19 protein-coding genes and 1 riboswitch are annotated in these 16699 nt (G+C 48.9%); of the genes, 9 read left to right on the forward strand and 10 right to left on the reverse strand.

The features are described 5' to 3' along the window. The first annotated feature begins 38 nt into the window (after positions 1–38). The 3 genes from VP472_RS05400 to iolG all read left to right on the forward strand — a co-directional run bounded on the left by VP472_RS05400 (position 39) and on the right by iolG (position 3220). The gene (locus tag VP472_RS05400) at positions 39–902 is read left to right on the forward strand and encodes an AraC family transcriptional regulator (RefSeq protein ID WP_146276475.1); all 864 of its coding nucleotides are present in this window, start codon (positions 39–41) and stop codon (positions 900–902) included. A gap of 35 nt (positions 903–937) precedes the next feature. Further along, positions 938–1963: a LacI family DNA-binding transcriptional regulator gene (locus VP472_RS05405; protein ID WP_146276477.1), complete on the forward strand. Its 1026-nt coding sequence runs from the start codon at positions 938–940 to the stop codon at positions 1961–1963. Positions 1964–2188: 225 nt separating this feature from the next. Beyond that, positions 2189–3220 carry a scyllo-inositol 2-dehydrogenase gene (iolG, locus tag VP472_RS05410; protein WP_146276479.1) on the forward strand — a complete coding sequence of 344 codons (1032 nt, stop codon included), beginning with the start codon at positions 2189–2191 and terminating at the stop codon, positions 3218–3220. A 45-nt stretch (positions 3221–3265) separates the two neighbouring features. On the opposite strand, the gene VP472_RS05415 is transcribed toward iolG, so the two are convergent. Both VP472_RS05415 and VP472_RS05420 read right to left on the reverse strand, forming a co-directional pair. Further along, positions 3266–3760, reverse strand: a complete 495-nt coding sequence (locus VP472_RS05415; protein WP_146276481.1) for a DinB family protein — start codon at positions 3758–3760, stop codon at positions 3266–3268. A gap of 54 nt (positions 3761–3814) precedes the next feature. After that, positions 3815–4423: a LysE/ArgO family amino acid transporter gene (locus tag VP472_RS05420; protein ID WP_058906696.1), complete on the reverse strand. Its 609-nt coding sequence runs from the start codon at positions 4421–4423 to the stop codon at positions 3815–3817. Between the two features lie 125 nt (positions 4424–4548). Between VP472_RS05420 and pdxR the strand changes: the two genes are divergently transcribed. Continuing rightward, a complete protein-coding gene (pdxR, locus tag VP472_RS05425; protein WP_070081608.1) occupies positions 4549–5991 on the forward strand; it encodes a MocR-like pyridoxine biosynthesis transcription factor PdxR in 1443 nt (480 codons plus the stop codon). Positions 5992–5998: 7 nt separating this feature from the next. Here pdxR and VP472_RS05430 read toward each other — a convergent pair whose 3' ends face one another. From VP472_RS05430 to VP472_RS05445, 4 genes are all read right to left on the reverse strand, one after another. Next, positions 5999–6625: a pentapeptide repeat-containing protein gene (locus tag VP472_RS05430; protein ID WP_128974051.1), complete on the reverse strand. Its 627-nt coding sequence runs from the start codon at positions 6623–6625 to the stop codon at positions 5999–6001. A gap of 198 nt (positions 6626–6823) precedes the next feature. Continuing rightward, a complete protein-coding gene (locus VP472_RS05435) occupies positions 6824–7264 on the reverse strand; it encodes a GNAT family N-acetyltransferase (RefSeq protein ID WP_007409151.1) in 441 nt (146 codons plus the stop codon). 81 nt (positions 7265–7345) lie between these two features. After that, positions 7346–9187: a bifunctional homocysteine S-methyltransferase/methylenetetrahydrofolate reductase gene (locus VP472_RS05440; RefSeq protein WP_146276483.1), complete on the reverse strand. Its 1842-nt coding sequence runs from the start codon at positions 9185–9187 to the stop codon at positions 7346–7348. An 89-nt stretch (positions 9188–9276) separates the two neighbouring features. Further along, a riboswitch (SAM riboswitch) is annotated at positions 9277–9399 on the reverse strand. Between the two features lie 100 nt (positions 9400–9499). After that, entirely contained in the window at positions 9500–9991 is a 492-nt protein-coding gene (locus VP472_RS05445; protein WP_012117263.1) for a YajQ family cyclic di-GMP-binding protein, read from the reverse strand. Between the two features lie 99 nt (positions 9992–10090). On the opposite strand from VP472_RS05445, the gene VP472_RS05450 reads away from it, so the two are divergent. The 3 genes from VP472_RS05450 (at position 10091) to VP472_RS05460 (ending at position 13782) form a co-directional block, all read left to right on the forward strand. Further along, on the forward strand, positions 10091–10987 hold the full coding sequence (locus tag VP472_RS05450; protein ID WP_192897774.1) for a CvfB family protein: 897 nt from the start codon (positions 10091–10093) through the stop codon (positions 10985–10987). A 171-nt stretch (positions 10988–11158) separates the two neighbouring features. Further along, positions 11159–12136, forward strand: a complete 978-nt coding sequence (locus VP472_RS05455) for a BMP family lipoprotein (RefSeq protein ID WP_146276487.1) — start codon at positions 11159–11161, stop codon at positions 12134–12136. Then, complete coding sequence (locus tag VP472_RS05460) at positions 12133–13782, forward strand: methyl-accepting chemotaxis protein (RefSeq protein WP_146276489.1); 1650 nt, start codon at positions 12133–12135, stop codon at positions 13780–13782. Before VP472_RS05455 ends, VP472_RS05460 begins: the two co-directional genes overlap by 4 nt. 60 nt (positions 13783–13842) lie before the next feature. On the opposite strand, the gene VP472_RS05465 is transcribed toward VP472_RS05460, so the two are convergent. Further along, the gene (locus VP472_RS05465) at positions 13843–13965 is read right to left on the reverse strand and encodes a hypothetical protein (protein WP_003155105.1); all 123 of its coding nucleotides are present in this window, start codon (positions 13963–13965) and stop codon (positions 13843–13845) included. A 48-nt stretch (positions 13966–14013) separates the two neighbouring features. Further along, complete coding sequence (locus tag VP472_RS05470; RefSeq protein WP_014304769.1) at positions 14014–14865, reverse strand: DegV family protein; 852 nt, start codon at positions 14863–14865, stop codon at positions 14014–14016. Between the two features lie 124 nt (positions 14866–14989). Between VP472_RS05470 and VP472_RS05475 the strand changes: the two genes are divergently transcribed. Continuing rightward, a complete protein-coding gene (locus VP472_RS05475) occupies positions 14990–15832 on the forward strand; it encodes a YitT family protein (protein WP_003155101.1) in 843 nt (280 codons plus the stop codon). A 14-nt stretch (positions 15833–15846) separates the two neighbouring features. Then, entirely contained in the window at positions 15847–16308 is a 462-nt protein-coding gene (locus VP472_RS05480; protein ID WP_003155099.1) for a BsuPI-related putative proteinase inhibitor, read from the forward strand. 37 nt (positions 16309–16345) lie between these two features. On the opposite strand, the gene VP472_RS05485 is transcribed toward VP472_RS05480, so the two are convergent. Both VP472_RS05485 and VP472_RS05490 read right to left on the reverse strand, forming a co-directional pair. Further along, positions 16346–16543 (reverse strand): DUF3813 domain-containing protein, encoded by a 198-nt coding sequence (locus VP472_RS05485; protein ID WP_057080102.1) that lies wholly within the window; start codon positions 16541–16543, stop codon positions 16346–16348. Further along, the gene (locus VP472_RS05490) at positions 16543–16692 is read right to left on the reverse strand and encodes a hypothetical protein (protein WP_003155094.1); all 150 of its coding nucleotides are present in this window, start codon (positions 16690–16692) and stop codon (positions 16543–16545) included. The genes VP472_RS05485 and VP472_RS05490 overlap by 1 nt, the downstream gene beginning before the upstream one ends. Positions 16693–16699: the final 7 nt, after the last annotated feature.

Here is a 16699-nt window from a genome sequence, read left to right on the forward strand (position 1 = left end):
TCTTGCAAAAATCCGACTTAAAAAGGAGGGCCGGAAATATGTCCTTTCTCGAGTTCACAGTCCCTCCGTTCCCGGTCTTTATCGCTGCGGGAGAAGGAGTGTTCAAAAAAGGCGAAACCCATGTGAGACGGGTCTTCCCGGTGTTTGATCTGCTGTATGTGAAAGAAGGCGTCCTCTACATTACAGAAGACGAAAACGCCTTTTCCGTTGAAGCGGGAGAATATATTCTGCTTTCTCCCGGGCTTGAACATTACGGAACAAAAGGCAGTGAAGAAACGACATCCTATTCGTGGCTTCATTTTGAAGGAGCGGATTATGAGGTGACGGAAACAACCGGGAACAACTGGTCGGAGCTGAGGCGAAAAAAAGGGAGCTTTGAAGAGCCGTCCCGCTACCGGCTGTCCCTGCCGCAAAAAGGGAAGGTGAGACGCCCGCAGTTTATGGCCGGGCAATTCAGTGTGCTGACAGATGACAGCGCCGAGAACTTCGACCTGCCGCTCAGAAAGCAGATTCTGTTTGAAGAGCTGCTGCTCCATCTTCAGAAAGAAGCGTTCCAAATCCCGTCCGCAAAGGAAAGAGTCGCATGGGAGGCCGCCCGGTACCTGCAGGAGCACTATCAGGAGAAAACAACCATCAAAGCGCTCTCTTCGGCTCTTCATTACAACCAAGACTACGTGACCCGCTGCATGCAGCAGGTGCTCGGCGTCACGCCCGGCCAGTATACGAACAAAGTCAGAATGACGGAGGCGAAACGTCTTTTGTCCGCAACCAATGACAAAATGGGGGCGATCGCAGACGCCATCGGCATGGAGGACCCAACCTATTTTTCCAAACTGTTTAAACAGATTGAAGGCATTTCGCCGCTTGAATACCGCAAATTCGTAAGCCGGAAAACGGACTGACCTAATACCAGAGAACAGAAGAGGGATCGGTAAGCATGAAAATGACAATTTACGACGTGGCCGAAAAAGCGGGCGTCTCCATCTCGACCGTCTCGCGGGTCATCAACAATACGGGGAGGATCAGTGACAAAACCCGCCGGATGGTGCTCCGTGTCATGGAGGAGATGGACTATCATCCGAATGTTCACGCATCCGCTTTGACGGGCAAAAAGACGAATATGATCGGCCTGATCACCCCGGACATTTCAAACCCGTTTTTCGGGGAACTGGCGAAAAGCATTGAAGACAGCGCCGGTGTACTTGGGTTTCATATCATTATCTGCAGCACCGATTATCAGCCTGAAAAAGAAACGAAGTATTTTTCGATGCTGCGGCAGAAGCAGGCGGACGGCATTATATTCGCGACGGGACTTGATCATGATGACAGCGTCACGGCGCTTGATGATATTGTGAAATCGGGCATCCCGCTTGCGATGATTACGCAGGATAAACCGCTCGCGCCGATGGACGTCGTCATTATCGATGACTTTCTCGGCGGCTATACGGCGGCTGAGCATCTCATATCTTTAGGCCATGAAAGAATCGCCTGTATCGTCGGAAACGGCTCGACCACGGGTGAAAGAGACAGAATCAAAGGTTTTCAAAAAGCGATGCGGGAAGCGGGGATGACACTAGATGAATCGCTGATCATACCGACGGAATATTCGCTGGAAAGCGGAAAACAGGCAGCGGGCGAGCTGTTTGACAGAGACCTTCCGACCGCCGTTTTCGCCTTTAATGATGTCTTGTCATGCGCGGCGATACAGGCGGCGCGCTCCCGGGGCATTCGAGTGCCGGAAGACTTGTCCGTCATCGGCTTTGACAATACCATTCTCGCTGAAATGACGGCACCGCCGCTCACGACGATTTCTCAGCCCATCCGCGAAATGGGGCGGCGTGTCGTTGAACTTCTCATTGATGAGATTCAAGGGAAGAAAAAAACAAAAAGCAAAATCATTTTATCTCCGGAACTCGTCATCAGGCATTCTACGGCACCGGTAAAAACGCGCCCTCAGCAATAAGGCGCGTTTTTTTCTGTGAAAAACATTGTCAAACGAGCGAAAAGCATTGTAAAATTAAAACAGCTTTTGGGAAAGCGCTTGCGCAAATACTGCGGATTGCAAGCAAAGAAAGCCAACAGCTTGAGTTGTAAATAAAGCGCTTTCAAAATAATAATTTCTGTTTAATAAGGGAAACCGCTTGCGCCATTGCGGCATGCGGCCTCAAGAAAAAAGGAGCGGTGATAGATGACAGATCAAGTCAGATGTGCGGTGCTGGGATTAGGACGATTAGGGTATTTTCATGCGAAGCATTTAGCCGGCGAAGTGCGGGGAGCCGAGCTTGCGGCCGTCTGTGACCCGATGAAGGGGAAGGCGGAAGCGTGTGCGAAAGAATTAGGAATCGCCAAATGGACGGAGAATCCGTATGAACTGCTGGAAGATCACACGATTGACGCCGTCATCATTGTCACGCCGACAAGCACACATGCGGAAATGATCATGAAGGCTGCTGAAAACGGCAAGCATATCTTTGTTGAAAAGCCGCTCACCCTGAGTCTTGAGGAATCGATTAAAGTCATGAAAAAAATCGAAGAAACGGACGTCATCTGCCAGGTCGGTTTTATGAGGCGGTTTGATCCGGCATACGCCGACGCGAAAAGAAGAATCGACGCCGGGGAAATCGGCAGACCCATTTATTATAAAGGATTTACAAGAGATCAAGGCGCACCGCCCGCGGAATTTATCAAACATAGCGGAGGGCTTTTCATTGACTGCTCGATTCATGATTACGACATCGCAAGATATCTCATGAATGCTGAGGTTACGTCCGTGAGCGGGCACGGGAGGGTTTTAAAGCACCCGTTCATGGAGGAGTGCGGCGATGTCGATCAGGCATTAACGTATCTTGAGTTTGATTCAGGCGCGGCCGGCGATGTGGAGGCAAGCCGAAATTCTCCGTACGGCCATGACATCCGCGCCGAAATAATCGGGACGGCGGGAAGCATTTTAGTCGGCACGCTGCGGAACAGCCATGTCACCATTTTAACGGAGTCAGGCAGCAGCTACGAAATTATTCCGGATTTTCAAGCCCGCTTTAAAGACGCTTACCGTCTGGAGCTTGAGCACTTTGCCGAATGTGTGAAAAAAGGGGAAACGCCGATTGTGACAGACATCGATGCCGCGATTAACTTAGAAATCGGGATCGCCGCGACGGAATCTTTTAAAACCGGAAGGCCTGTAAAGCTTACCCCGGGCGCCCCCAACTATGCCGGATTATGATAGATTCGAAGTGAAAAAGCAAAGGCACGGGAGGCCTTTGCTTTTTTATGATTCGTATGAGAAAAAAATGTAGTCAGTCGGCACGCCTTTATAGCCCATTTGGTGAAGCATCGCACTTATATTGCCGCGATGGTATGTGCCGTGATTCACAATATGCCGGATCACATCGGCATATGTCGTCCGGAGCGTTCCCATGCGCGGATGAGAAATGGAGATCGGGCCTTCCGTGTTCTCCAAGTCTCTTAAAAATTCGCTGTATTCTTTGTCCAGTTCAGTCATTCTATGTTCAACCGCCTCAAAATCTCCGTCAAGCTTTTCAAATTGATCAAACTGCGAGACGATTTGTTCGTAAGTTTCTCCGTAAAGCACGTGAAGCCAAATGTAATCCGCCCGGTATATATGCACAAGCACGGCGTTCACAGTCGGAAAAACACTATCCAGTTTCTGCTGTAAGCTTGCCGCGGGCAGGCTCTTCAGATGCTGAATAACTTGCTCATTTGCCCATCTGTGGTAGTGATACAGCTTTAAAATGTCTGACATTCCAATTCCCCCTCTTCCTACCGGTACATTCAACATGACCTGGCCGAATTCCTTTTATCGAAACAAAAGCGCCGCAAAATAAAAAGCAGCACCCCACATCACCAATGCCGAGCATTGATTCAGGATGCCGAGGAGCCGGCCGCCTGTATCCGCCGTTTGGACGAGCCGTCCCGCGAATGCCAGTCCGGCGAACCATACCCAGGAAACCATGATACAAGCACCGGCAAACAGCCATTTATCAATTCCCGGATAGGCGGCGGAGCTTGTGCCGATGACACTGACAGTATCCAAAATCGCATGCGGGTTCAAAAGGGATACCATGGCGGCCGTGACCGCCTGTTTTTTTGCCGTGAAAACTGTTTTTTTCGCCTGTTCGGCCTGCGGTTTGCTTCTCCAAGTCTGCCAGCCTAAAAAACTGAGAAACAAAAAGCCGCCTATAAGCATGACGGTCTGAAAAACGGGAATCTCTGCAATAATCATTGACACGCCTGCGACGGCCGCGCTGATGAGAATCGTATCGCATACCGCCGCGGCAATCACTGCGGGAAACGCCTGCCACACATGTTTTTGCCAGGCTCCCTGCTGAAAAATAAACACGTTTTGCGCGCCCAATGGCAAAATAAGGCCGAAAGCGAGCATCACTCCGTGAAGAATGGCATTCATATCGTAAAACCCTCCAATCGTCAACTACATCTCATTGTAGCCGCACTGTGTGCTGATGTCTCCGGCCATTTGGCTGGTACTTAAACCAGCCAAATGTATAATAAATAAAGAAGGAGGGATGACGTATGAACAGCTGGCGTCCGGATCGGGAGTCGCACATACCGCTTTATCTCCAGATCGAACAGCATATAAAAGAAAAAATACTTCATGGCGAATGGACCATTGGCACGAAAATTCCCTCACAAAGAAAGCTCGCCGAGGAGCTTCAGGTCAACCGAAGCACAGTGACGGCAGCAGTTGATGAGTTAATCGCCCAAGGTCTTCTGGAAGGAAAAAGAGGGGGAGGCACAAAGGTCGTCAACAATACGTGGAGCATCATGGCAGCGGCTAAGCCCCTTGATTGGAGCACGTACGTTACATCGGGGAGTCATCAGCCGAATTCATCCTTGATTCAGGCCATTAATCAAAACGAGCCGCGTCCGGATCTGATCAGGCTGGGGACGGGTGAGCTGAGTCAAGAGCTGCTGCCTGAGCAGGAGATGGGCGAACTGTTCCGTGAAGCGGGAACTAACATTTTTGCGCTCGGCTATGAAGAACCGAAGGGCAGCCTGCAGCTTCGGCAAAGCGTCGCGGAACATTTGAAAACAAAGGGGATTCACGCGTCCCCGGCATCCATCGTAATCGTCTCAGGCGCGCTGCAGGCGCTTCAGCTCATTTCAATCGGGCTGCTAAAACCAAACTCCGTCATGCTGACTGAAAACCCGTCGTATCTCCATTCCCTGCGTGTGTTTCAATCAGCGGGCGTCAGGCTTAAGGGAGTGCCGATGGATGAGAGCGGAATCAAAACGGATCATCTTCCCGCTTACCGTCGGCAATACGAAGCGGGGCTGCTGTACACCATTCCGTCATTCCATAATCCGACCGGAACGGTAATGTCACTCAAGCGGCGGAAGGAACTCATCGCGCTCGCAAGAAATCACCGTCTGCCTGTCATTGAAGATGACGCATACGGTGATATATGGATCGATAAAGAACCGCCGCCTCCGTTAAAATCCATGGACGGTGAGGGGAATGTACTGTATATCGGTACGCTGTCAAAAACCGTAAGCCCGGGTCTGCGCATCGGATGGGTCGTCGCCCCTGAGCCGGTTGCAGACAGGCTCGCCGATATTAAAATGCAGACGGATTACGGCTCCAGCGCTTTATCTCAATGGGCGGCATGTCAATGGCTGTCAAGCGGCCGCTATGAAGAGCGTCTTTTGCGTCTCAGAAAGGAACTCAAAATCAGGAGAGATGCGGCATTGCGTTTTCTTGAAAGATACGCGGGAGATATTGCGGAGTGGCGTGTGCCGGAGGGGGGCTTTTATATTTGGGTCACCTTCCATAAAGCATTCACCGTTCAGACGCTTTTCATCCGTGCCTTGGAGGCCGGCGTGCTGATCAATCCGGGAGCTCTCTATCTTCCCGAAGACCGGCAAAGCCTGCGTCTTTCCTATTCGTACGCATCTTTACCGGACTTGGAAAAAGGCATTCAAACGATAGCGGACATTGCCCGCCGTTTCGTTTAATAAAAGATCACGTCACAATGGCGCCGAGCGCTTCTGCGAATGTAACGGCATGCGCCGGAGAGATGCGGCATCCTTTCAGCTTATCAAGCGAGACATGCAGATGATCAAATGTGCACGTGCTGATATCCATATTAAAAAGAGACGTGCCGATGAAGTTTGCGCCGTTCAAATCACAGACGTCAAGATCTGTGTATTCAAGAACGGAATCATTCCACTCACTTTCTGAAAGGCCGCACGAGTCAAAACGGACATGCTTCATATTGGAATAGCTGAAGGAGCTGTAATTTGCGAGGCAGTCTTCAAACCGTACATGACGCATGGCGGAATCCGCCAGATTCAAGCCGAGAAGTTTTGAATGCTGAAACGCCGTTCTATGGATGATGCTTCCGCTGAAATCAGCGTTTGAGACATCGCATTTGTCAAACAGGACATCCGTACATTCCATATGTCTGAAAGAGACATCCGTAAAAACGATGTTTCTGAAAATGACTTTTTCGGCACGCAGGCCGTCCAGTTTGCCGTTTACGATGCCGTTTTCAATGATGACTTCTTTGAGCTCCTCATCCTGAAGCGCTTCAGTGAAAGAAAGCACCGGCAATTCTTTCGGGATTTTCGGTTTTTGGATCGTATTCATCTCATACTCCCTTTTCTAAACATAATAGCTGAAATCGGCAATTGGCAGATATCGCTTTCTGCCTGCCAACCTTGCTGTTGCGTAATGTACAAAGGGTATTAAAAAAGCGGGAGGGCGTCAATAGTGTCGCATATAAAAGCAGACGTGACATTCAAGGTAATGCCCTTAGAGACATGTCCCCAAGGGCTTTTGTCTGTTTCAGGCGAGTTCTTTATACATGATCACATGCGGGCCGATGCCGGGTATGTCAAAGGGGCTGCCCGTGCTTTTCCAGCCGAGCTTCTCGTAATATCCCTTCACGTGACATCTGGCGTTGCACCAGACAAGCGCCGCCCCCATATCTGCCAGTTTTCGTTCCGCATAGGCGATTAACGTGCTTCCCGCTTTTTGCGTCCGGTATTCTTCAAGCGTCGCCATGCCGCGCAGCTGGTAGGCGGGCGCCGCCTGTAAAGCCTGCTGGTTCTGCGGGTAGAAAGAAGCGATGCTGATCAATGTCCCGTCGTAAAAACCTCCGAGATGAAATGCTCCTTTGACGCTGTCCTGATCATATTTACAATCCTCAATCGTCTGATGGGGGCGCAGCACGCTGTGTCTGATGGCGTATGTGTCTTCTGCGGTGATGGGTTTTACTTCAACCATAAAAAATCCTCCTTTGTTTGATTCTTTTTCTGTATCGTACCATGAAAAAGCCGCCTGTCATATCAGGCGGCCTCTTCCGCGTCAGTGCAAATATACATCAGCCCGCTTTTCATCCTTTTGCTTAATATAAGCTGCAAGCTCTGATGTCAAATCAGAACGGAGAAACGGGGTGATTAAATAAATTCCGTTAAACAGTTCGCACGCCGTGTCGAGAAGCGACTTGGCGATGGCGAGGCCTTCGGCTTTCTGCTTTTGCTTGTCTTCGCCTGCGAGCGCCATTTTTTCCCGGATGCTGTCTGACAGCTTAATGCCCGGGATCTCATGATGAATGAACTCTGCATTGCGGCTGCTCGTTAACGGCATAATTCCGATATACACCGGTGTTTTGAGGTGTTTCGTTTCATGATGAATGTCAATGAGCTGCTGCTCCGAGTAGACAGGCTGGGACACGAAGTAGTCAGCTCCGCACTCGATTTTTTTCTCTAGCCGTTTTACTGCTTTATCAAGATGGCGGACATTCGGATTAAATGCTCCGGCTACGGAAAAGTTCGTTTTCTTGCCGAGCGGTTTCCCTGATAAAGAAATGCCCTCGTTGAATTGCTTAATCAGCCTGATCAAGTCAAAGGACGTTAAATCATAGACGGAGGTAGCCCCCGGAAAGTCGCCGATTTTTGAAGGATCACCCGTGATGGCTAAAATGTCGGTGAGCCCGAGCGTATCCAGCCCCATTAAATGTGACTGAAGGCCGATGATGTTGCGGTCTCTGCATGTAATGTGAACGAGAGAACGGATATCAAGGCGTTCTTTCAGCAATGAACCGCAGGCGGCATTGCTGATCCGCGGTGTCGCCAATGAATTGTCGGCGAGCGTCAGCGCTTCTATGCCGGTTTCTTTTAATTCAGCCGCCGCTTGCAGAAATTTGTCAAAATTCAATTTTTTCGGCGGATCAAGCTCTACGATAATTGACCGTTTTTGAGCGGCGATTTCGTTTAAACCAGGCTCGGTCCGTTCATTCCGGACGGAGATGATTTCTTCTTCCCGTCTGATTTTCACTTCTTTATCAGTGACGGGAGAAAGTCCGCGGACCGCTTCAGCCATGGCTCTGATATGGTTTGGCGTCGTACCGCAGCAGCCGCCGATAATGCGCGCGCCCTGAGTGCGGAACTGTACGGCGCTCTCCCGGAAATAGGCATCGTCCGTATCATAAACAAGCCGGCCTTCTTCTAAAGACGGAAGGCTGCTGTTCGGATAGACCGATAAATAAGCGTCACGGAAAATCGGCACTTCGGTGAGCGCTTCAATCATGTGGTACGGGCCGAGCCTACAATTGATTCCCGTTATGTCAGCGCCGAGATCGGCAATTGACCTGAGGGCTTCCCGAAGCGGCGTTCCGTCCTGCAGCACGCCCTGTTCGTGCATGGATACGTTCAGCATAATCGGAAGTTCCGTTTCTTTTCTCGCTATCTTCAGCACTTCGCGCGCCTCTTCTAAATCATAGTATGTTTCCAGGAGCAGACCGTCCGGCTCTTCGTGAAGCAATAAATAAAGCTGCTCCCGAAAGCTGCGTTTAATCTCCTCCAGGCTGTAGGCGTTTTTGTTAAAGGTGCGGATGCCGCCCATCGTTCCCAATACATAAGCGCCGTCTGAGGAAGCGCGCGCGATTCTGACCGCCTCCTGATTGATTTTTTTCGTTTCATCCTCAAGTCCGTATCTTGAGAGCTTAATAAAATTCGCGCCGTACGTATTTGTCTGGATGATGTCTGCCCCGGCTTCGACGTAAGCCTTATGTATCCGCTTGACTTCCTCGGGCTTTGATACGTTCAGTTCCTCAAAACATCTGTCAATGCCGTAGGAATAGAGGAGAGTGCCCATCGCGCCGTCTCCGATTAAAATCCGTTCTTTTAAGTCTTGTAATAGTCCCATTGTTTGCCTCCTTCGTCACATTCAGCAAGGAAAAAAGAGAAATAAAAAAAGTCTTCTTAAGAAGAAGACTTTGTAATCATTTGTCTCTCTTCTTATCTTCCAAGCTGTTTTTAGCTTGCTGGATTTAGCACCTTGGTCATGGTTTGGGTTAAACCATTACACCGGTTGCTGAAGCGTCGTCGGGCCAGTCCCTCGGCTTCTCTTGATAAGAACGTTCATATAATTGTCATGGGTTTCCAAAACTTAACTGTGAAAATCCCTTTCTCCAAATTTACCGAAAATAGAGACAATAATCAATAGGAATCACATAATTTATCTAAAATTAATAAATTGAACGTCAATCGGCAGGTCTGCCCCGCGGACGGCTGCAATAATCTGCTGCAGATCATCTTTATTTTTTCCGGTGACGCGCACTTGGTCGTCCTGAATCTGAGACTTGACCTTCAAGCCGGAGTTTTTAATCACAGCGTTGATTTTTTTGGCGTTGTCTTTATCAATGCCCTGTACAAGCTTCGCGCGCTGGCGCACCGTGCCCCCTGAGGCATTTTCGATTTTGCCGTATTCAATGTTTTTCGTCGGCACGTCCCGTTTGATCAGCTTGCCGCTCAGCACATCTTTGAGCTGATTCAGTTTAAACTCGTCATCAGAAATCAGGACAAGTTCTTCCTTTTCTAAAGTTACATCGCTTTTCGATCCTTTAAAGTCATAGCGCGTGCCGATTTCTTTCAGCGTCATCTGAATCGCATTCTGCACTTCGGGAAATTCAACTTTGGATACAATATCAAAAGAACTTTCTTTTGCCATGAGAAAACCTCCTATAACATTTCACTTATGAGTTGATTATAGTAGAATAAAGAGAAATGTCCAACAGCATAAAGCATGAATTTATGCATATTGGAAAAAATGAGAAAAACATCAGCCCCATACGGGCGAATCAGGAAGGACGATAACATGAGACCAGGGCAGCAGCTCACGCTTAGTATAGATCACCAAACCGATTTCGGTTATTTTTTAACCGACGGCGAGGATACGGTTCTTTTACATAACAGTGAAATTACAGAGGATATTGAAGACAGAGATGAAGTGGACGTATTTATTTACGTCGATCATCAGGAAAGACTCGCGGCGACGATGAAAAAGCCGCTCATCAGCTTTTATGACTACGGATGGGTGGAAGTGACGGACGCTGTGGAGGATATGGGCGTATTCGTCGACGTCGGTCTGTCAAAAGACGCGCTCGTCGCAACGGAGCACCTGCCTCCGTACAAATCCGTCTGGCCGCAAAAAGGCGACAGACTGTATTGCATGCTGAAGGTGACAAGCCGCGGACGCATGTTTGCCAAGCCGGCGCCTGAGGATATCATCAGTGAATTATTTACGGATGCAGAGGAAGACGTCATGAATAAAGACCTGACAGGCACGGTGTACAGACTGATCGCATCAGGCTCTTTTCTGATTACCGATGAAGGCATCCGCGGGTTTATTCACCCTTCAGAAAGAAAAGAAGAGCCGAGACTCGGCAGCCGCGTGACGGGGCGTGTTATCGAGGTGAAGGAAGACGGCTCCGTCAACATGTCCCTGCTGCCGAGAAAGCAGGATGCGCTTTCGGTTGACGCGGAGGAGATTCTGACCTATCTGAGATCAAGAAACGGCGCGATGCCTTACGGAGACAAAAGCGATCCTGACGATATCCGCGAACGGTTTCATTTAAGCAAAGCCGCCTTTAAGCGGGCGCTCGGGCACCTGATGAAAAACGGCAAAGTGTATCAGAAAGACGGCTGGACATACGAAAAACAATAAATTTTCTGCAAAAACATCGGTGAACCAAAACCGGTGTTTTTTATTTTCTCAAAAGCTCCTATATCCCTCATTTGTTTATCAACCTGCCGAACATACATATTTTATTGAAATAAAATATTCTGACATCCGAACCGATATATAACTATAGAAAAAAACAAAAGGAGAGTTTCAATGAGAAAAATGGCGATATTTGCGGCTGTACTGCTGCTTGCGCTCAGCACGGCGGGATGTGCCGGCAAATCCGAGGAGACGGCGGCCGAAAAAACGAAAACAATCGGCATCATGCTGACAGACAACGGCCTCGGCGACCAATCATTTAATGATTCAGGCTTTCAAGGTTTGATGAAAGCAAGAGACGAGCTCGGCATCACATTTGATTACAGAGAAATAAAAGACACCGGTAAGTACGAAAAAGGACTGACCCAGCTTGTCCGGGAAGGCAATGATCTTGTTGTGGGGCTCGGTTACAGCATGCAGGCGGATTTAGAAAAGGTCGCCAAAAAATATCCGAAGCAGCGGTTTGTGCTGATTGATTCCGTATCAGACCTGGATAATGTCACCTCCGTCACGTTTAAAGAGGATGAAGGAAGCTTCTTAGCCGGAGCGCTGGCGGCTATGACGAGCAAAACCGGCACGATCGGATTTATCGGCGGTTCAGATGCCGACGTCATTAAACGGTTTAAGAAAGGCTATCTGAAAGGCGCGGAATCAGTCAAACCGAACATCCGCGTGCTGTCGGAAATCAGCGGTACGTTTGATGATGATAAGCTCGGGAAGCGCATCGCCCAAAACATGATCCGAAAAAAAGCCGATGTCCTGTTTACGGCGGCCGGCTTCACGGGTGTCGGCGCACTGAAAGAAGCGGAGGCGCGAAAAGTATACGCCATCGGTGTTGACAGCGATCAATATTACACCGCCGAGCACGCCGTTATCTCTTCTTTAGTGAAAAACGTCGACCATGTCATCTATGAATTGGCGAAAGATTTAAAAGACAACAAGGAGATCAAAAGCGGTGAGATCGTTTACGGACTGAAGGAAAACGGCATGGACTTAGCCAAGATCAGAGTTGTCAAAAACGCAGGCGGGCTGACGAAAAAGATCACGGATATGAAAAACAGTCTGATTGAAAAAGGAGGCGATCTGAAGTGACATTACGGACAAGGCTGCTCGTTAACGCAGCCGTTACGATGATTTGCTTCGCCGCCGTCATCGGCTTTACCATCGTAAACATGATGAAGATTCAGGCTTCAAATGAAGATGAAGTGGACACGCTGTTAAACGTCCAGGAAGCAAAAGCTGACCTTAATACGTTAAAAGAAAGCATCACCGGCTATTCCTATACGCTCGCAGACGCCCAGAAAGAAGATGTACGAAGCTATATGAAAAGCAGCTCAGACAAACTGGCGGCGCTCAAAAAAACGATGAGGGACAATGCGGACAAAGCCGCTTATGACAAACTCGCCAAAAAATACGAATCATGGCAGGCGGAGGCGGACGCTGCCCTTGATTCGAAAAGCCCGGCTGAAGCGACAAGGACGGCGGCCCGCATCAACGGTCTCCTGAATGATATTTATATGCTGAATCTGAAAAGCCGGGATCACTATGAAGACATGCAGAAGCAGACGGCTGACCAGATTCAGTTTATCGTTTACAGCGCAGCCGTGCTGACCATCGTGATACTTGCCGTCACCGTCATATCTTCCATCAGGCTGACGAAGAGAATTGCAGGGCCGATCCGCCGCATGGCTGAAAATGCCCGCCGTATTGCAGGAGGGAACCTTGCTGTTGAAATGCTTGATTATAAAGGGAAGGACGAACTGAAAGAGCTGAATGACTCATTCGGAATGATGGCTGAACAGCTCCGCACCTTAATTCAGGCGATCGGAGAGGTCGGCCGTGAAGTCGAGACTTTTGCGGAAGGTTTGACGAAGGAAAACCAGACGCTGAAGGACATGACCGAGCAGGTGTCCGTATCGACGGAAGAAATGGCGCAAGGCTCCCAAACCATTTCAGAAGATCTGCAGCATGCGGTGCAATTCATTGAACAAATGGATGATCATTCAAAGGCGAACGCCGAACGTTCAAAACAAACGACGAGAAGCAGCGAAGAGACGATTGCTGCGGTGGCTGCGGGGCGAGGTGCTTTAGCCGAGACCAAGCAAGCCATTGATAAAAGCAATGAGACATCAAAAGAGATTTCCGAAGCCGCCGATCTCTTCATAGAGCATGCGGCAGGCATCAGTATGATGGCGCAGACCGTTTCCGACATTGCGGGCCAGACCAATCTGCTGTCCTTAAACGCCGCAATCGAGGCGGCCAGAGCAGGCGAGGCCGGAAAAGGATTTGCCGTCGTTGCCGAGGAGATAAGGAAGCTCGCAGACGGATCAGCCAAAGCGACCGCGCAGATTTTCGATATGGTAAAGCAAATTGAAGACGGCATCACATCCATTACCGGAGCTGTCACGACCGGCGTCGCTTTGGCGGACAGACAGCAGGAGCTGATGGAGAAAACGTCAGAATCATTCGCCCATATTGAACAAAAAGCCGCCCATATTAAGGCGGAGCTTACTCAATTGGACGGACGGATCATCGAATCGAAACAGCTTGGTGAGCAAGTGCTGCATCATGCCGAAAGCATCAGCGCCGTCGTTCAGGAAACGGCTGCAGGAAGCGAAGAGATTTCTGCCTCCGCGCTTGAGCAGCTGTCTTCTTTTCATAAAATGGCGGAAAGCGTCAATAATCTGGTGAGCCTGACAGAGCGGTTAAATGATCAGGTCCGCCGGTTTACTTTGTAACAGACATCCGTGCGCAAAAAACAGCCCTCTTTCTTCTAAGACAAGAGGGCTGTTTTGCTTTTACAGATGGTCCGGTTTTTTGGAATTCTGGTTTTTTCCCGCCTGCCGGTTTTTTTCGGCAAGCCGGTTCTTTTTCTGATTTACGGCGTTATTGTCCAACGGTTTTTTGTCATCATCTTTCATGCGGCAAAGCCTCCCTTCTGTCCGTTAGGATGCCCGCCCGCATTGAAATTATGGCTTCAGGAAAAAAATCGCGAGCGTGCCCGGCCCGGAGTGGGCGCCGATCGCAGAGCCGATTGAATGAAGAATGATCTCTTTCGGATGGAACGCTTCTTCAATCATTTCCTTCATCCCAATCGCCGTCTCTTCATTATCTGCATAGCTGATTCCCACGGTTTGATCCGCCCAATCGCCGCCTTCTTCCTTCATCATTTCTATAATCCGTTTAAACAGTTTCTTCTGTCCGCGCAATTTTTCGAGCGGCACGAGCCTGCCGTCATCCACATGCAGAATCGGTTTGATGTTCAAAAGCCCCCCGACAAAAGCGGACGTTTTTGAAATTCTGCCGCCCCGCGCGAGATAAGCGACGTCATCGACCGTAAATATATGTTTCATCCGTGCGCAAAAGTTCTTTACAGACGTTTCGATTTCTTGTATTGTATTCCCGTTAACACAGAGTGTTTGCGCGTGCATCACCGCGAGGCCGCAGCCCAGTGAAGCGCATTTGGAATCTACAATCCGTAAATCAAAATCGGGAAATTCCTCTTTTACTTCATTGGCGATCATTACGGCCGTCTGATAGGTGCCGGAAAGACCTGAGGAAAAGGCGATGTATATCGCCGGTTCTCCCAGTTCCGCGTATTGTAAAAATACTTTTTTTATCGTATCCGGTGATGCCTGGGATGTTTTCGGAACTTTCCCGTCCCGCATCGCTTGAAAGATATGATCCGCCTGAATGGTGACTGCGTCCTCATATTCGTTTCCGTCAAGTGTTACGTGCAGCGGAATGAACCCGATCCGGTTTTCTTCAATATAAGATTTCGGCAGGTCAGAGGCGCTGTCAGCAATAAGGTGAACTGTCATCATAATTCCCTTCTTTCCGGTTGGTGAGAGTATGCCAACTATATCATATAAATTTGGCAAAATAGTGTTCAAAACTTTATTTTAAGGGAAAAGCTAATAATGAAAATGAGCGGAGGAGCAAGCCATGGTACTAGAACAAGTAAAAAAATTAGCAATCGTCGTCATCGGCGCGTTTCTGTATGCGGCGGGACTGAATTTATTCCTGATACCGGCGAATGTATATGCCAGCGGTTTTACCGGTGTCGCCCAGCTGCTGTCAAGCGTCGTTGATCAATACGCCCCCTTTTATATTTCGACAGGAGTTCTCATGTTCCTCTTAAACATTCCCATCGGTGTGTTAGGGTGGCTGAAAGTCGGCAGATCATTCACCGTGTACAGCATATTAAGCGTAGCGCTGACGTCCGTCTTTATGGGGATTCTCCCGGAAATGAGACTGTCACACGATATTCTTCTGAATACCGTATTCGGAGGAGTCATCTCAGCTATCGGCATCGGTTTAACGCTGAAATTCGGCGCTTCGACAGGCGGTCTTGATATCGTGTCGATGGTGCTGGCCAAATGGAAGGATAAACCGGTCGGCACATATTTCTTCATTTTGAACGGGATTATCATTTTGACGGCAGGATTATTGCAAGGATGGGAGAAAGCATTATATACCCTTGTCGCTCTGTATGTCACAACAAGGGTGATTGACGCCATTCACACGCGCCACATGAAACTGACCGCCATGATCGTTACAAAAAAAGCTGATGAAATCAAAGAAGCGATTTACGGGAAAATGGTCCGAGGCATTACGACGGTGCCGGCAAAAGGCGCTTACACAAACGAACAGAAAGAAATGATGATCATCGTCATCACGCGGTACGAATTGTATGACCTTGAGAAAATCGTGAAAGAAGTCGACCCGAAAGCCTTCACAAACATCGTGCAAACGACGGGGATCTTTGGTTTCTTCAGAAAAGACTGATAGGAGCGGATAGAATGAAGTGGCTGTTTGGCCTGTTATTGCCGGTCATTTTATTGATCGGATGCAGCAGTCAATCCGGGCAGAAGGAGCCCGCTGAGGAGGTATCCGGAGAGATGAATGAACAGCAAGCGGAATTAGCCGTAAATCCTGTGCAGACGGATCAGCAGATCGAATTTCAAATGTCTTTAAAAAACAAAAGCGAAAGCCCGATCGATTTCACATTCAGCTCAGGGCAGAAATTCGAACTGACCGTACATGACCAACATCACAAAGAACTGTACCGCTATTCAAAAGACAAAATGTTTACTCAGGCGTTTCAGACCGTGACCTTAATGCCGAATGAAACGTATGACTTTTCAGATGTGTGGAAGAACGTGCCCGGTCCGGGAACATACACGGTGACGGTGACGTTTTTAGGGAAGTCCGATCAGATCGGAAAAAGACTGAAAACGGTAAAAACATTTGAAGTAAAATAAAAAAGCGGCGCCCTCATCTCAAACGGGGCGCCTTTTTTTATTGCAATTTCTCCAGCTGATTCTGAAATTGGTGCAGCTGCTGACGTTCTGCATCCGTCGAATTGGCGTACGCGGAAGACACGGCATTTTTGGCGCGTGAGACAGCTTTTTCCTGGTCGCCGTCCTCGAAACCGTTAGCAATCATGACGGCCTGCTGGACAAATGACTTGGCTTGAGAAAACAGTTCGTTTCTCATTAAAAGTCAACCTGCCTTTCAGCCGAATCTTTTGCTGCATCATGCTGTGCTTCCTCTAATGTAGACCGATATGGAAATCTTGCGTCATGAAGACTGACAGAGTCCTTGCCTTGCTGAATAAACCGTTTTGATTTGTTTCGTTTACCCATTGCAATG

The organism is Bacillus sp. MT(2024) (assembly GCF_036362845.1).
Lineage (GTDB): Bacteria > Bacillota > Bacilli > Bacillales > Bacillaceae > Bacillus > Bacillus velezensis.

Excerpts from the sequence above, each read along its gene's own strand:
- VP472_RS05430 (WP_128974051.1), bottom strand. The coding sequence starts at position 6,625 with ATGAATACGATCCAAAAACCGAAAATCCCGAAAGAATTGCCGGTGCTT.
- VP472_RS05420 (WP_058906696.1), bottom strand. The coding sequence starts at position 4,423 with ATGAATGCCATTCTTCACGGAGTGATGCTCGCTTTCGGCCTTATTTTG.
- iolG (WP_146276479.1), top strand. The coding sequence starts at position 2,189 with ATGACAGATCAAGTCAGATGTGCGGTGCTGGGATTAGGACGATTAGGG.
- VP472_RS05450 (WP_192897774.1), top strand. The coding sequence starts at position 10,091 with ATGAGAAAAACATCAGCCCCATACGGGCGAATCAGGAAGGACGATAAC.
- VP472_RS05490 (WP_003155094.1), bottom strand. The coding sequence starts at position 16,692 with ATGGGTAAACGAAACAAATCAAAACGGTTTATTCAGCAAGGCAAGGAC.
- VP472_RS05445 (WP_012117263.1), bottom strand. The coding sequence starts at position 9,991 with ATGGCAAAAGAAAGTTCTTTTGATATTGTATCCAAAGTTGAATTTCCC.
- pdxR (WP_070081608.1), top strand. The coding sequence starts at position 4,549 with ATGAACAGCTGGCGTCCGGATCGGGAGTCGCACATACCGCTTTATCTC.
- VP472_RS05475 (WP_003155101.1), top strand. The coding sequence starts at position 14,990 with ATGGTACTAGAACAAGTAAAAAAATTAGCAATCGTCGTCATCGGCGCG.
- VP472_RS05465 (WP_003155105.1), bottom strand. The coding sequence starts at position 13,965 with ATGAAAGATGATGACAAAAAACCGTTGGACAATAACGCCGTAAATCAG.
- VP472_RS05480 (WP_003155099.1), top strand. The coding sequence starts at position 15,847 with ATGAAGTGGCTGTTTGGCCTGTTATTGCCGGTCATTTTATTGATCGGA.
- VP472_RS05440 (WP_146276483.1), bottom strand. The coding sequence starts at position 9,187 with ATGGGACTATTACAAGACTTAAAAGAACGGATTTTAATCGGAGACGGC.
- VP472_RS05455 (WP_146276487.1), top strand. The coding sequence starts at position 11,159 with ATGAGAAAAATGGCGATATTTGCGGCTGTACTGCTGCTTGCGCTCAGC.
- VP472_RS05405 (WP_146276477.1), top strand. The coding sequence starts at position 938 with ATGAAAATGACAATTTACGACGTGGCCGAAAAAGCGGGCGTCTCCATC.
- VP472_RS05470 (WP_014304769.1), bottom strand. The coding sequence starts at position 14,865 with ATGACAGTTCACCTTATTGCTGACAGCGCCTCTGACCTGCCGAAATCT.
- VP472_RS05435 (WP_007409151.1), bottom strand. The coding sequence starts at position 7,264 with ATGGTTGAAGTAAAACCCATCACCGCAGAAGACACATACGCCATCAGA.
- VP472_RS05400 (WP_146276475.1), top strand. The coding sequence starts at position 39 with ATGTCCTTTCTCGAGTTCACAGTCCCTCCGTTCCCGGTCTTTATCGCT.
- VP472_RS05485 (WP_057080102.1), bottom strand. The coding sequence starts at position 16,543 with ATGAGAAACGAACTGTTTTCTCAAGCCAAGTCATTTGTCCAGCAGGCC.
- VP472_RS05415 (WP_146276481.1), bottom strand. The coding sequence starts at position 3,760 with ATGTCAGACATTTTAAAGCTGTATCACTACCACAGATGGGCAAATGAG.